This is a genomic window from Komarekiella delphini-convector SJRDD-AB1 (assembly GCF_014831675.1).
In the GTDB taxonomy this organism is placed as follows: domain Bacteria; phylum Cyanobacteriota; class Cyanobacteriia; order Cyanobacteriales; family Nostocaceae; genus Komarekiella.
The window spans coordinates 130308-146185 of the sequence record NZ_VJXY01000014.1; the positions used below are offsets into that span (position 1 = coordinate 130308).

General features: G+C 42.0%; 10 protein-coding genes. 4 read left to right on the forward strand and 6 right to left on the reverse strand.

The annotated features are described in order from the left end of the window. Positions 1 to 142: 142 nt before the first annotated feature. Positions 143 to 3706: an AAA-like domain-containing protein gene (locus tag FNW02_RS14885; protein ID WP_191758310.1), complete on the forward strand. Its 3564-nt coding sequence runs from the start codon at positions 143 to 145 to the stop codon at positions 3704 to 3706. 631 nt (positions 3707 to 4337) lie between these two features. Beyond that, positions 4338 to 6176, forward strand: a complete 1839-nt coding sequence (locus FNW02_RS14895; RefSeq protein WP_191758312.1) for a bifunctional serine/threonine-protein kinase/formylglycine-generating enzyme family protein — start codon at positions 4338 to 4340, stop codon at positions 6174 to 6176. A 59-nt stretch (positions 6177 to 6235) separates the two neighbouring features. On the opposite strand, the gene FNW02_RS14900 is transcribed toward FNW02_RS14895, so the two are convergent. The 3 genes from FNW02_RS14900 to FNW02_RS14910 form a co-directional block, all read right to left on the reverse strand. Then, positions 6236 to 6436, reverse strand: coding sequence for a hypothetical protein (locus tag FNW02_RS14900; protein WP_191758313.1), 201 nt, complete (start codon positions 6434 to 6436; stop codon positions 6236 to 6238). Between the two features lie 94 nt (positions 6437 to 6530). Continuing rightward, a complete protein-coding gene (locus FNW02_RS14905; protein ID WP_191758314.1) occupies positions 6531 to 6758 on the reverse strand; it encodes a DUF433 domain-containing protein in 228 nt (75 codons plus the stop codon). Positions 6759 to 6913: 155 nt separating this feature from the next. Beyond that, positions 6914 to 7897: a DUF1517 domain-containing protein gene (locus tag FNW02_RS14910; protein ID WP_191758315.1), complete on the reverse strand. Its 984-nt coding sequence runs from the start codon at positions 7895 to 7897 to the stop codon at positions 6914 to 6916. Between the two features lie 2411 nt (positions 7898 to 10308). Here FNW02_RS14910 and FNW02_RS14920 point away from each other — a divergent pair. Continuing rightward, the gene (locus FNW02_RS14920) at positions 10309 to 11523 is read left to right on the forward strand and encodes a glycosyltransferase family 4 protein (RefSeq protein ID WP_191758317.1); all 1215 of its coding nucleotides are present in this window, start codon (positions 10309 to 10311) and stop codon (positions 11521 to 11523) included. Positions 11524 to 11554: 31 nt separating this feature from the next. On the opposite strand, the gene FNW02_RS14925 is transcribed toward FNW02_RS14920, so the two are convergent. The 3 genes from FNW02_RS14925 to FNW02_RS14935 form a co-directional block, all read right to left on the reverse strand. After that, the gene (locus tag FNW02_RS14925; protein ID WP_191758318.1) at positions 11555 to 12073 is read right to left on the reverse strand and encodes a GNAT family N-acetyltransferase; all 519 of its coding nucleotides are present in this window, start codon (positions 12071 to 12073) and stop codon (positions 11555 to 11557) included. Between the two features lie 50 nt (positions 12074 to 12123). Then, the gene (gene thiS, locus FNW02_RS14930) at positions 12124 to 12336 is read right to left on the reverse strand and encodes a sulfur carrier protein ThiS (RefSeq protein ID WP_191758319.1); all 213 of its coding nucleotides are present in this window, start codon (positions 12334 to 12336) and stop codon (positions 12124 to 12126) included. 87 nt (positions 12337 to 12423) lie between these two features. Continuing rightward, positions 12424 to 13548, reverse strand: coding sequence for a thiamine phosphate synthase (locus FNW02_RS14935; RefSeq protein ID WP_191758346.1), 1125 nt, complete (start codon positions 13546 to 13548; stop codon positions 12424 to 12426). Between the two features lie 246 nt (positions 13549 to 13794). On the opposite strand from FNW02_RS14935, the gene FNW02_RS14940 reads away from it, so the two are divergent. Further along, positions 13795 to 15702, forward strand: coding sequence for a DUF1565 domain-containing protein (locus FNW02_RS14940; protein ID WP_191758320.1), 1908 nt, complete (start codon positions 13795 to 13797; stop codon positions 15700 to 15702). Positions 15703 to 15878 lie beyond the last annotated feature (176 nt).

Sequence of the window (15878 nt, forward strand, 5' to 3'; positions counted from 1 at the left end):
ACGGCGTTGGCGCGTCTTTCATCACCTACCGAGAAAGAATGGGTTTTCCCGACGCCTTTTTATAATTTTACACCTCCTGCCTCATCTGACTTTTTCGCGTTGCTCCCGTGCAGATTAGGATTTTCCCAACCCAAAATCAAAAATGAGATACCAAGTTGGCGGCAGTCTCCACAGTGATGATCCCACATACGTTGTCCGTCAGGCAGACGAAAAACTTTATACCAGCCTAAAAGTTGGTGATTTCTGTTATGTCTTAAACTCTCGCCAGATGGGCAAATCATCCTTACTACAGCGCACAAGTCATCGTCTTAAGCAAGAAGGCTATGAATGTGCTTACTTGGATGTAACCAGATTGGGAAGTGAAGATACCACACCTGAACAATGGTATAAAGGCATCATTATCAGCCTGTACCACAGCTTAAATCTGGCAAAACACATCAACTTTAAGCATTGGTGGGATATGCAAGTAGGCATATCTCCAGTGCAACAACTACACCAGTTCGTAGAAGAAATATTGTTGCCAAATGTTCAAAACGGTTATCAGTTAGGTCAAGGCGAACGCATTTTCATCTTTATTGATGAGATTGATAGCTTGCAGAGTTTGAGTTTTCCTGTCAATGACTTTTTTGCCTGGATTCGTCATTGCTACAATCAGCAGGCATACGATCCCAATTTTCAACGTTTAGGATTTGCCTTGTTTGGGGTAGCCAGTCCATCTGACCTAATTACCGACAAACGCCGGACACCCTTTAACATTGGGACAGCGATTGAGTTATACGGCTTTCAATTACATGAAGCTACACCATTGCTAAAAGGGTTAGAGGGAGCAGTAAGCCAACCTCAAACCGTGCTGCAAGAGATTATCTACTGGACACAAGGACAACCGTTTCTGACCCAAAAGCTTTGTCAGCTAATTGTTCAGACTGCCTTAGAAACATCAAATAGAACAATTTTCCTACCTCCAGGAACCGAAGCATTATGGGTAGAGCAATTTGTGCGATCGCATATTATCCAATATTGGGAAGCCAAAGATGAACCAGAACACCTCCGCACCATCAGAGATCGTTTACTTTTCAATGAACAACGAGCAGGAAGATTACTAGGACTTTACCAACGAGTATTGCAAGCTGAGGTAGCAGGTAATGAAGAACAGACAGAGAATCCTGTACCAACCGATGACAGTCGAGAACAGACAGAACTGTTATTATCTGGTTTAGTCGAGAAACACAACGGCTATCTCAAAATTAAAAATCCCATCTATCGGGATGTTTTCAATACCGAATGGGTGATCAGGCAGTTAGATAATCTCCGCCCTTACTCGCAAACTTTCAATGCTTGGGTAGCATCAGGCTTTAAAGATGAATCGCGTCTGTTGCGAGGAAAGGCTCTAAAAGACACTCAAAATTGGGCGCTTTTGAAAAGTTTGAGCGATTTGGACTATCAATTTTTGGCTGCAAGTCAAGAATTTGAACAGCTAGCAGTACAAACGGCATTAGAAGCAGCAAGGGCAAAAGAGGTAGAAGCACGACTAGCCCAAGAAAAAAGAACGGCTTTATTACAAAGATTTTTGCTAGTTGCAGTGGGTATTGGGTTACTCGTTTCTAGCAGTTTAGGGGTAGGAAGTTTCATTTTGTATCGCCAAGCCAAGAAAAGCGAAAGTCAAGCTAGGAACAGCGAAATTCGAGCGCTTGTATCTTCTTCTAAGGGGCTGTTTGCCTCAAATCTTAATTTAGATGCGCTCATAGAAGCAATTAAAGCCAAACATAAACTGCAAAAACTAGATAAACCAAATAAAAATATTCAGCGTCAGGTAAACAATGTATTACGGCAAGCAGTTTATGGAGTAGATGAATATAACCGTTTTTCTGGTCATACAGCAGCAGTTCTAGCAGTAGATGTCAGTCCTGATAGTTCTCTGATTGCCTCTGCAAGTATAGATAAAACAATCAAACTTTGGCGGCGTGACGGTACAGAAGTTACAACTCTCAAAGGTCATCAGGCAACAGTTAGAGCAGTAGATTTTAGCTCTGACAATCAAAGACTTGTCTCGGCTAGTGAAGATGGTACTGTTAAAATCTGGAAGCGAGACGGTACTTTGCTCAACACGTTTCAAGGTCACACAGCTTCGATTTGGGGAGTAGCGTTTAGTCCCGATGGTCAGTTTGTTGCCGCTGCTAGTTTTGATAGAACGGTGAAACTCTGGAAGCTAGATGGAACTTTACTGAAAACGTTTCAAGGTTACAAAGCAGGATTTTGGGGAGTAGCGTTTAGTCCCGATGGTCAATTCGTTGCTGCCGGTAATTTAGATGGGACAGTAAAACTCTGGAAACGAGACGGTACGGGCTGGCAAAACGCCAAGCCTCTGCAACCTCTCCAAGGTCATACAGGTTGGGTTGTAGGAGTAGCTTTCAGCCCTGACGGTCAGACCATTGCTTCAGCGAGTGAAGACAAAACTATCAAACTTTGGCAGCGAGACAGCAATGGCAGCTACCGCCTGAATAAAACTCTTAAAGCTCACAGTGCCGGGATTTGGGGAGTCGCATGGAGTCGCGATGGTCAGACTATTGCCTCCGCCAGTCTCGACAAAACGATTAAACTTTGGAACATTGATGGTACAGAACTAAGGACGCTCAGAGGACATAGTGCGTCAGTTTGGGGAGTGACTTTTAGTCAAGATAATAACTTTATCGTTTCGGCGGGTGCAGAAAATGTTGTGAGATTGTGGCAGAAACAGAATCCATTCCAGAAGAGTATCATTGCCCATAAAACCGGGATTTGGTCAATCGCTATCTCCTCCGACAGTTCAACCATCGCCACCGCAAGCCACGAAAACGCCGCTAAACTTTGGAGTCGTCAAGGTAAATTGCTCAAAACTTTTACTGAATCTGGGAGCACAATCTTCGAGGTTTCATTTAGTAGCAATGGCAAGTTAATTGCTCTGGGCGTTAATAATGATATTGTAAAACTCAAGAAGCCAGACGGTACTTTGGTCGCTACTTACAAAGATCCTCTCGGTAGACTCTTAGCAGGAGTATTAAGCCCAGACGGTCAAGCGATCGCAATGGCAAATGTTGATAAGATTGTTCAAATATGGCGGCGTGTTCAGTTAGCACCGAAGCTTCTCAAAGGACATCAGGCGGAAGTTTGGCATGTCGCATTTAGTCCAGATAGTCAGCTCGTGGCCTCAGCCAGTGGCGACAATACTGTTAAGCTGTGGACGCTTGATGGCAAGTTGCTCACAACTCTTGTAGGACACTCTGCGGCAGTATGGAGAGCTGCCTTTAGCCAAGACAGTAAAATGATTGTTTCTGGAAGTGGCGACAATACCGTTAAGCTGTGGACGCTTGATGGCAAATTACTGAAAACTCTCAAAGGTCACACAGCCGCAATTTGGGGAGTTGCATTTAGTCCCGATGGACAAATAGTTGCTTCTGGCAGTGTCGATACCACAATCAAGCTTTGGAAAGTTGATGGTACGGAACTAACAACCCTCAAAGGACATACCGCAGCGATTAGGGATATTGTCATCAGCCGCGACGGTACTTTGCTAGTCTCAGGGGGTGATGACAACCAGCTTATTGTGTGGAACTTGCAGCGAATTCTCCATCTAGATGCACTAGCTTATGGTTGTGCTCTAGTGCAAGACTATTTGAGAACTAACACAGCATTAGAGGAGAGCGATCGCTCTATTTGCAACTATGATTAGGGAACACTAGTAGTCTGCCAAGGAAACTTTGCATGGTGATAGGCTGAGGAAGCTGGAGAGGCTGGGGGAGAAAAAGCATTATTGAAAAAGAATTCTTTCTCCCCCTGCTCCCCCTGCTGCACCTCTCCCCCTGCTTTGCCTACACGGCAAAATTGGGTTGGTGAACTACTAGCTAGATTCAAAGTCTAACAAAATTAATATTCTTAGTTGATGCAATTAACTAAGTGTATAAATATATATTTACTGAGTTATTTGTATATCTAAGGCGGATAATTTTTATTGGATCATGTCGCTGTTTATATGCAACTTTCTAGTTAGAAAAATATCTTTCAAATTAGTCAAATAATTGGCTATTATCAATAAGTTTTTACCCTAAGATAACTATTTTTAATATTGACATAGTTCAAGGTATCGCGTAATATTGTATATGTAAAAATAATTTATTGTTTCTATCTACTAATACTTAGAAATGCCCTAAAACAGATAAATAAAGTTAATTCATCTTTATATTCTTGGATTGAGAGAACTTTTAAGCACATCGAATAATATCCGTGTTCGTTTCTCTACATAACTATTTTCAATTAGATAAAATTGGGGCTAACTTTGGACAAGATGCTATTTCCCCCTCGTTATGCAAATTTGCCAAAATCCCAATTGCTCAAATCCATTCAACCCTGACAGCAATAGATTTTGCGTGAGTTGCGGCCAAAGCAACTTTGGCAAACTTCTCAGAAACCGTTACCGTGTATTGAGACTGTTAGGTGAAGGTGGGTTTAGCAGAACTTATGCAGCCGAAGATGCAGATAGACTAAATGCTCCTTGCGTTATCAAGCAATTTTTTCCCCAAGTTCAGGGAACAGGACAACGTACCAAAGCCGCAGAATTCTTTAAAGAAGAGGCTTTTCGGTTGTATGAACTAGGAGAAAATCATACCCAAATACCGAGATTGCTTGCTTACTTTGAACAAGGTTCTAGTTTATATCTCGTGCAAGAATTTATTCAAGGGCAAACCCTCTTAAAAGAAGTTCAGCAACAAACTTATGACGAAACACAAATTCGGGAACTTTTAGCCGATTTATTGCCAATTCTGGAGTTTATTCATTCTCATAATGTTATTCATCGGGACATTAAACCAGAAAATATTATCCGTCGGGACAGTGATGGCAAACCTGTATTAATTGACTTTGGTGGTGCGAAACAGGTAACACAAACCAGTTTAGCAAGACCAGCTACGGTAATTTACACAATCGGTTATGCCCCAACCGAACAAATGGCTGGATTTGCTTGTCACGCCAGTGATTTGTATGCTTTGGGTGTAACTTGCGTGCGTCTTTTAACTAAATGTTTGCCCTTTCAGGATGCTTATGGACAGATTAATGATCCTATTTATGATGCCATGAATGTTAAATGGTTGTGGCGTGAACGGTTACAGGAAAAAGGTATTACTATTAGCGACAACTTAGGAAAAATTTTAGATAAATTGTTAAAACATTTACCAAGTGAAAGGTATCAAACAGCAAAAGCTGTTCTGGATGATTTAAAGTCTACAACATCTGTTTTGACGCCAGTTGCCTTAAAAATTGTGGCAATTCCTGAATATACATTATTGCGATCACCCGAAAAAATAATCCTACCATTACCCCCGCTGGAAACCTTTGAATTTGACGTCGTGACAGTAGATACAGCAGGTAGAGAAGTTAGCCGCGATCGCCGAAATGCAAAATTATTTACTGAACAATTGAGTCAAACCATCACATTAGAAATGGTATCGATACCAGGTGGTACATACATGATGGGTTCACCAGAGTATGAAGGAGATGCTGACGAACGTCCTCAACATCAAGTTACAGTAGAACCCTTTTTTATGGGCAAATTCCCTGTAACTCAAGCACAATGGAGAGCCATAGCAGCTCTACCTAAAGTCAAACAAACCTTAAATCCCAACCCATCCAAATTCAAAGGTTTAGATAGACCGGTAGAAAATGTATCTTGGCATGAAGCTGTAGAATTTTGTCTCAGGCTGTCGGAAAAAACCGGACGCAAGTATCGTTTACCCAGTGAAGCTGAGTGGGAATACGCTTGTCGTGCGGGAACTACGACATCCTTCCACTTTGGCGAAACAATTACCCCTGAGTTAGTTAGCTACGCTGCTGAACCAAAAAGCAAATTCCGTAAAGAAACAACAAATGTAGGCAGTTTTCAGGTAGCCAACGCTTTTGGATTGTACGATATGCACGGGCTAGTTTGGGAATGGTGCGCTGATTCGTGGCACAACAATTATAAAGACGCACCTTTAGATGGAACAGCTTGGGAACTTGGTGGCGATGCTCATCGCCGGGTATTACGCGGTGGTTCTTGGAATTTCAACTCAGAACTCTGTCGCAGTGCTAGCCGTAGTTGGAACGAGTCAGACGGTGGGTTGAGGATTTGTGGTTTTAGGATAGTATTTTCCACAGAGGAGATTATTTAGCCAAAACATTAGCGATCGCTGCGAAGCGAAAAATCTTAATCAACAAAACTAGCATCTAGCTAAAGAGAGATTTGCACGTACATTCCTAATGAAACGCTCTCAACTTCTGTCAAAATTTTGCCGATGATAGTTGCCAATATCTTTAATCGATTTGTGGGAAGCTCAATAATCGCTATGCTTTTTCCAGTCAAATTTTGCTGGTATTTCAAATTCTTATCTGATGTGATAAAAATATCATACACACCATCAATCTTTACCATCAGTTCGCCATTCTTAACTCCAGCCCATCCCTACTCGTGAACAGTAGTTACTTCATAAACTGACAAATAGCGCTTCAAAGCTCTTGGTAAATTCTCATCCAGAATAATTTTCATTTTGAACTTGTTCACGAGCAAGTTTCAGAAAATTCACTGCATCTACACGAGTGACAGATGGGAAATTGTCCAAAAACTCCTCAAGAGAAAATCCATCATCTAAATACTCAAGAAGCGATTGGGCTGGGACTCTCGTATTTCGGAATACCAATGTCCCGCCCATCACTTCTGGATCGGAACTTACTGGACTTTGGAGTAAGGTAATCATAATCTTTGTTTTTGCTATTTTTTCGTCCAGTATATCGTCTCTAAACCCTTTCCCATCTAGAGCTACAAAAAAAAGGCTGCTACCGTGCAGCCTTTTTTTGTGAGCTAGTGACTTCCAGTTTGTGGTCATCAACAGACTTAGATAACAGGTTGAAGTTAAACGAGTCTTAAATCGGGATACTCCGCTAACACATCATCAGATGTGAGGGTATCACCTTCAGCTTGCGGAGTCCAAAGAACTTCAATTGCTAGAAGTTTTTCGCTGGTGATGCTACCAATTTGGCGCAAAGCTTGACGCAGATCTTCAGCGCTATTAACTGTTGGGATTTCAAACTTACCTAATGTCGCAGCTAACAAGGTGACGATAATATATTCACCAGGGCCTTCGGTAATTAGACGAGTTGGGTTATCCAGTTCACCAGCAGGAGGTAAAGCATCTTTGGCACGAGCTGCTTTTAGCTGATTATTGACATTAGTAAGAGTTTCTTCACTAAATTTGCTGCGTTCTGCTAGCGATAGGCGGTTGAACTGAGCTTCGGCGGAATTTAAACTTGCTTGTTGGGTTCCACCACCTGCATACACACAGTATTCAGGGTGGCGCAGTAAAGCCAGACTAGTTTCTTGGAGAATTTCTGCTCTCCCCTCTGGGGAGTTAGTATCAGCGGTTTCGGCAATATGGTTGAGTTCAGCTTGCAAACCACGAGCCTGAGCTAATAAACCTACCTGTAAACGAGTTACAGAAACAGGCGGGTTACTGCTGTAACCAACTTCTTCCGTTTCACCACTAGAGACGCGGCGGAAAGATTGGACTAAGAAGTTAGCGATCGCCAAGAAAATTAAAATGCTAAACAGACCGCCAAAGCCTCCCCCAATACCCCAAAAAGGAATTAGGAAGGGAAAGCCAAAACCACCACCAAAACCACCACCAGGATAGGGAGCGTAGCCCCCACCAGGAGGCGCGTAGGTGCGCGGTGTATAAGTGCGGCTAGAAGGCGCTCTAAAAGAACCACCGCCGATCCGACCACCACTACGGGCAGCTAATGCTCCATCGGCGTGACTAAGCGCCAAACCTAACACTAGGCTCAGTACAAAGAAAGTTTTTAACAGAGGTTTGATGGTTTGTTGTAGTTTCTTACGCATAATACAGTCGAGTCGTTTGAAAAACGCTATTGGTTATGTCTCCTCACGCTGGTAGGAGTGTCACGATATTTAGGTGAAGCCAGCCCGTAACAAGAAGCGTCTAAATTAGCTGTGGATCTTTGTTAGGCTACATACTTAATCTACCGCGTCTTATCTTGGGTAGACAGCGATCGCAGGGGGGATTTCTTGAGCAGATAACCGTACCTCAAAACATGTCCCATAAGTCTTTAGGCTCAACTAATTATTTCTGGCTCGCAGGGTTTCACCACCTCTAAGAAGAATTCATCACTTCCACGTCCTAGGATAGTGCTTTCCGGCCACAGTCTGGAATTATACAGATGATTTTAATTTTTTGTGATTATTTTGACTGATTTTTTTAATGCTAGTGAGATAAACTTTAACAGTTGCAGGGAAATAGTTTTAGTTATCATTGCCTTCAGAGGTTAAATTGTGCACTTACCACCCATGATCCTCAATCAACCTTAATATGGAGTGGCAAAGTAATACGGTGCTTGAAAATTAAATCTCATTTGGGAAGTTAATCATTTAAATTACAGTGATTTCGCATAAACTAGATGCGGATATACACTTGTGATACAAAATCACTTGCAAAAATATTCTTACGCCTAACAAATGTAGAGACATGATAAGCTGTCGCGCACTGAACTTGCATATTGTTTCGTTTAGGCAGTCAAGAATCTAGAGTCCAGATTTACCTTGACTTTTGAGCACCACTTGCTTTAGACGGAGAAACCCCTACAACGCAGTGGCTCCTCTTGACAACCCTCATGAGTAACTATGCAATTTAAAAGCGTAATAGCTTAACTCTCAGATTTATCTATTAAAGTCAGAGCAACTCTAGCCAGCACATAAAAGCTAGAAAATAGATGTCATAACCGATGCTATAAGTATTAGTTCTTTACATCAGCAATTAAAAATCATTACTAGTAGTCTGCCAAGGAAACTTTGCATGGTGATAGGCTGAGGAAGCTGGAGAGGCTGGGGGAGAAAAAGCATTATTGAAAAAGAATTCTTTCTCCCCCTGCTCCCCCTGCTGCACCTCTCCCCCTGCTTTGCCTACACGGCAAAATTGGGTTGGTGAACTACTAGTTGCTGTCGATAAGTGTTTTCGGTAAAAAGCAAATTTATTGAATACGCTACTCAATACTTAGAGACATTTTGGCATTTTGGCACAACAATACACGGTATTAACGATAATCTGTTGAGAGTAGGCGTAGTAATCCGATCTGAGTCGTGAACGTTATTTTGACATAAATGCATACTCTTGCAAAAAAGCAAGCTACGCATTAAGTATTTGAGATAAGAACCTGCTTCCTTTTGGCTGATAGCGTTCCCGTGTTCCCATGTTCCTGCGCGAAAGTAAACAATGGGAAGCATTGACCACAACAATGAGGTAGAGCATATAGCATCAAAAAAAATATAAAGATGATTTTACGAATTATTTAGTGCTGCTTATATATCAACCATTTCCGCAGCAGGTTTACCAGTAATTAATTGAGGATAAATACTAGTTATTAGTTTTTGACAGTCCTATATAAAAATTATTAAATGGTGAAAGATTGACAACAACAAATAAAATTTACTAAAGTAAAAAAGTATTTAAAAAACATAAAATTGCTACTTTTATCGATCTATGTAGTTTAATATATATAACGGATTTTTGTTCTATATCAATAGATTATTTATCATTATTCTAAATATTTTTGTTATTAAAAATCGTTATAATATGTGAAAACAAATTACTAAAAAATGCTACATATACATTTTTCTTGTGCAAATCGTTTCGTTAGCCAAAATAAAGGATAAACAATGATAAGAGAGCAAAAAATCGAATATAGAGTCAGCGAATTCATAAGTAAAATAACAAATAAGTATTTTTGCTCATGGCATGATATGATAGATTCTTAAGTCTGTAATCATTAGCAAGTAACATAAGCAGAGACTAGCAAGTAAAGTCTTCTTGTTATAGTCCCAGCTTGATTTGTGGCGTATATTCCTAACTTCATCCTACTCTAGGTAAAACGCTATCCAGTACTACAGACTTCATCCTTCATTTGATTCAAATGCTTTAGCTCAAGCAATGTCAACACTGATAAAAAATTTTAATTAAAAAATGGGATAGCTAGGGTGAAAACGATTTATCAACTCCTATTACTGGTAGTCAGCTAGTATTCTTTTTAGGAATCACGCAAGGGCCATATTTTTTCGTAGAGGCTGAAAGAAATCAAAGGTTAATAGCCAAAGTCCAAAGACTTTTGATGCTTAACCCTTGACTCTTGACCCCACAACAGAAAATATATGTGCCAGTTGTGTAAGTTCTGAATTTTCTTGTTCTAGTTGACAGTATGAAAAAACTAGAAATTATTTGAAGTTTAGTTATCAAGTTGATCATGGAACATATTTCTCAACTGACAGCAAAAATCAGAGAGAAAACTGCATACCCGGACATCCTAGTCATATCCCGTATCTTTCTACCGAAAGAAGCTGTAATTGGGGAATATATTTACAATCGATGTCTCCAAGATCCAGAACGAGTGATTGTATTGGCGGCTGGTTGCTCAGGGGATAAAGTATTTGATCAAACTCAGCAGTTTCCCGTATATCGCTGGACTTACCCAGAATACTGGCGTAGTGGTTTTATCGGCAGTATCCTAAAGTCTTGCCTCAATATGGTCTGGTCATTTGTGCTAGCAATTAAACTCTATTTTCGCTATCACTACCGCTATATTGAGTGGGGCCACGGCTATGAGTTTCCTTCGCTGTTGCTATTGAGCTACTTTCTACCTATTCGCTTTTTTATCTACCTGCACGGTAACGATATTGTTTGTGCTTTACGCAACCCCGTGCTGCGATCGCTATTTAAATTGACACTTCATAGAGCTGAAGGGATTGTTTGTAACAGTTCCTACACACAAGATTACCTCAGAACCACTTTTCGATTAAATACCCCTACCCATGTAATTAACCCAGTAGTTAGACCAGAAAAATTTGGCATTGGAGCGAATTCAAGCAGTCTTGATGATTTACGGGTTAGCGTACGTCAGGCTCATAATATTCCAGAAACAGCAATAGTAATCCTTTCAGTTGGCAGCCTGGTCAAGCATAAAAACTTTGATCGAATAATTGATAACATCCCACTACTGCTAACTATTGGAGTCGATGTCCACTATATACTCTGCGGACAAGGGCCTTGTGAGTCTGAGCTGCAATCTCAGGCGAATCGCTTACGAGTAGACAAACGGGTGCATTTTGCCGGACATATACCAGATCGAAAATTAGCTAGCTACTATGCAGCCTGTGACATCTTTGCAATGCTGATATTGGATACCAAAGCTAACAATATAGAGGGTTTTGGCATCGTTTACTTAGAAGCAAGTTACTTCGGAAAGCCTGTAATTGCCTCTCGCTTAGGTAGTGTTCTAGATGCAGTTCAGCACGAAGAGAATGGCATACTAGTTAATCCCGATTCTGGCTATGAAGTTTTTCAAGCTTTTAATCGGTTGTGTCAAGATCAGCAGCTACGCGAGCAACTTGGGCGCAGAGGTAAAGAATTAGCTAAGCGCAAAACTGCTTATAAATGTCTATACAAATTTGAACACAGGTGAGCAAACTTGTTAATAAGCGTGTCTCTGTAGCTCAGAAGGTTAGACGGTAAATAAATTCATCAGATGATCTGCCTTTGACTAACTCTGCGTTCTGATTAACTTGATACAACTCGAAGCCAAGCTTCTCGATTACCTTACGAGAGGCAAAATTGTGCTCGTTCACCGATGCGTGTAGTGCAAATAAGTTAAAGCGCCGTTGAGTTTCAGCAATGGCTAAAGAACAGTAGACTGGGGCATATCCCCGTTTCTGGAAATCAACGAATGTCATAAAGCCAATTTCCGCGTACTGTTTGTCAAAAATACCTATCTCGACAACACCTACAGGTTGATGTTGGGGAATTATAGCAACCCATTTGAGCCAGATCATGGTATCGTTATCGGGTGATTTTTCTAGCGCGGCAAACTTGAACTTTTGCTTAACCTCCATGAAGGTTGGGATTTGCTCCTCAAGATATTCGTACAGATGCGGATTGCTCATGTAGGAGTACAGGATATCAGCGTGCTGTTCTGTAACCTTTTCTAAGCGCAAGATACCCGCGTTTGTTGCCATGATTTTTCAGATTCTTCTGTTAGGTTGACTTTATCTATTTAGAAGTTTATTTAACCTCCGCCGACAATAGTTACTACTTCTAAGCGATCGCCTGGCTGCACTTTTGTTTCCGGCCAAAACTGGCGGTGTAAAATTTCGCCGTTATACTCCACCGCCACCAGGCGAGGATTAAAACCCAATTGTTGGAGTAATTCAGGTAAAGGAGTTTGAGACAAACAGGTTTGATTTTCCCCATTTACCTGAAGGGTAATCTCATTAGACATAAGTTATGTGGGGCATTGGGCATTAAAGGAGGTTTTTATTGTTTGTGGTGAGTAATAGGTTATGGGGTATAACCCAGTTACCAAAAATCATTTTGAATTTTGAATTTCTAAAGGCTGTGGTTTAATGCGATTGAGCTGGGAGAGAAAATATTGTGTTACTAGGGTAGGTTGTTCAGCTTGCATGAGCGATCGCACTACCGCCACACGTTCTGCTCCTGCATCAATCACATCATTGATATTATTCGCATCTATTCCGCCAATGGCAAACCAGGGAATTGAGCAATTTTTGGCGGCATAGCTGACGTACTCTAAGCCTGCTGCTGCTTTACCTACTTTCGTGGGAGTTTCATAAACTGGCCCCACGCCAATATAATCTGCACCTTCCGCAATTGCCCCTTGCATTTCATCTGGATTTGTGGTAGAGCGACCTATCAAGCGTTGTGAACCGAGTAATTGCCGGGCCATGGCAATAGGCATATCTTGCTGTCCCAGATGCACCCCATCTGCATCTACCGCCAAAGCTAGATCCACGCGGTCATTGATGATGAATAGAGCACCGTAGGTGTGACATAACTGCCGCAGCTTCTTAGCTTGTTCTAGACGAAAGGAATCATCGGCGGTTTTGTCGCGATACTGTAGGAGCGTTAATCCACCTTTGAGTGCAGCCTCAACGGTTCCTAACAAGGTTTCACTAGGAGAAGTAACAAGATATAGACGCGATCGCCACAACAGTTGATGCCGTTGATAACCCATCAAACTACTTTCTAGAGCATAAACCTGATAGCGCATCTGCTTACAAGCTTTAGACATATTTGGGTGATAAAGCTTGCCATATTCTTCCAAAACCCGCAGTGCTTCTTCTGTGCGGCAAAAATTCGCCTGCAACAAAGATTTGATGCTGGCCCGTTTTTCTTCTTGAGGATGGGTTAATTCAGTCCCAGGATCACCTGGTGTATCTCGCGCCGCCCGCAATTCAGATGTATGCCATTTAGCTATCTCTTGCCGCAGGTGCTTGCATTCAAGGGTCAACTGTGCGTCATTCAACCCAAAACGACACCATTCTTCGATAATTCGCAAACCCTCACGAGCGCGGTCTAAATTGGCGTCTAAAATGCGGTGAACAACTTGCTGTATTTGCTCTTTTTGGCTGTATGGCTCGACCATTACAACAACCCCATTAGTGCTTTCATCGAAACAGCCAGCCTCTTTCATATTTGTACTGTTTTTCACATTGGTGATTGTTTACAAGGGATTGAGGATTGGGGATTGGGTATTGGGGATTGATTAATTTATTCACCTTGTACCCAGTCAACAGTCAACAGTCAACAGTCCCCAGTTCCTTCGTTTATTACTCTGTATTAAAAATCCCCAATTGGTCAATATGTGAGTAATATTATCGACATATTAGTGTTTGAGAGTATAAGAATTTATTGTTACTTATAAGGAGTTGCGTTAAAGATGATACCCCCTGTTGAAGTTTCTCAGTACCGTGAAGAAGATATCTCGAAAGCATTGCTGACGTTTCTGGAATCAGCAATGCTTTCAATTTTTCGTCTTTCAGTATTATCTTTGACCGTAAGCATGGGAGTAGTAAGTATGGCGTTCCTAAGCGTAAAACCTAATAGCGCCATTGCTCAGATCCCATCTGCACCAGATTCGATCCCACCAGGTGAGAAAACAATTTCTCAGGTTAACGTGCTGTTTGTCAACCCAAGTGTCGGAGATGACAGTGCAGGCAATGGCGGTGATGTCTCTCGACAAGCCACTACGCGTCTACGCGCTCCTTTGAAAACGATCGCCCAAGCACTGCGATTAGCTAATGCCAATACTGTAATTATGCTCTCCACTGGCACTTACAGTGTTGAGACTGGAGAGGTATTTCCCTTAATACTAAAATCGGGGGTTTCCATTCAAGGTGATCCTGGCAATAAAGGCAAGGATATTATCATCCAGGGAGGCGGTGCATACCTCAGTCGCAGTTTTGGCGGTCAAAACGTCACAATTGTTGGAGCAAACCAAGCCTTGCTCACTGGGGTAACGGTGACGAATTCCAATCCCCGTGGTTATGGTTTGTGGATTGAATCCAGCAATCCAGTAATTGCGGAAAATACCTTTACTGGCAGCACTCAAGATGGAATTTCTGTCAATGGTAACGCTGCACCGACCATTAGCAAGAATTACTTTTATCTAAATGGAGCAAATGGGATCACAATTAGTGGAAGTTCTCGTGCCGAGGTACGGGAAAATCTCTTGCAAAAAACAGGCTTTGGGATCAATATTGCCCAAAATGCTGCTCCTGTAGTGATAGGCAATCAAATTCAAGACAATAGATCAGGAATTTTAGTCCAGGCAAATGCCCGCCCAATTTTGCGGAATAATTTTATTCAAAATAGTAAAGAAGATGGTGTAGTAGCGATCGCTCAAGCAATGCCAGATTTAGGCAACGCCTCCGAACCAGGAGGTAATGAGTTTCGCGATAATGCTCGTTACGACATCAACGCCAGCGCTGCCAAGCAGGTGATTTCTGCCTTTGGCAATAACTTTACTGGCGATAAGATTGCTGGCAATGTAGATATTAAAGGCATCACAGCACCCATTGCCCAGAATCAACCTACCCCCGTCTCTAATAATGTGGTGCGAGAGATACCAGCAAATGGAGAAGTTTCCTTCTCGGCTCCCGGAGTCTCTGAAAGGCAAACAATACCATCACCTAGCAACAGCTCCCAAAATAACGGCGCTGCACAATTAAACAGTCAGCTGTTGCCACTTTTGCCAGCCAATGCACCAATTTCCGTGCCCAAATCGAATCAACAGCCATCTACCTCAAGAGTTGCTGGATTTCCTATTCCTAGCAGCTTGGTAGGTAGACAAATACCGAAAGCCACTCAAGTTGTTCCAACAAACATCACTCCCAAACCCGCAAATTTGCCTGATGTACCGCAGTTGAATTATGTGCAGATTGATCCCAAGACGATTGAGTTTACTGCACCTCAGCCCCCATCTGAGCTAGCATCACAAGTACCAAAACCAAGGGAGCAGCCGTTACCAACGCTAGAAGCTGCTCCTGTTGGCAACACTCGCAATCTGCAAAAAATGCCAGTACCCGAAACTACAACTGTTGCCTATGGTGGGGATTTGTCGCCTGCTGCTACACAGTTTGGTGCTCGTTACCGGGTGATGGTGCAGCTAGCAACTGATAACGAGCGCGATTTAGTGCGCTCGCTTGCCCCAGGTGCGTTTTCTACAATCTGGCAAGGTCGAAGAGTCATGCAAGCGGGTGTCTTTAGCAGCGAATATAACGCCCAGGAAATGGTCAGAACACTCAATGACAAAGGTTTAAGAGCTATTCTTGAACCTTTGAATTGAAGGGACTGTTGACTGTTGACTTCCCGCCGCTTTCTATGAAAAAAACCTTCATCAATTTAAATTGATGAAGGTTTAAACAAGTGGATTTTTGCAGTTATCAATCTAAGCACAGTAGGAACAATGATTGGCAAAAAATGTTAGAAAGAAGCCAGGGGGCAAGTCCTGGCTAACTAGAT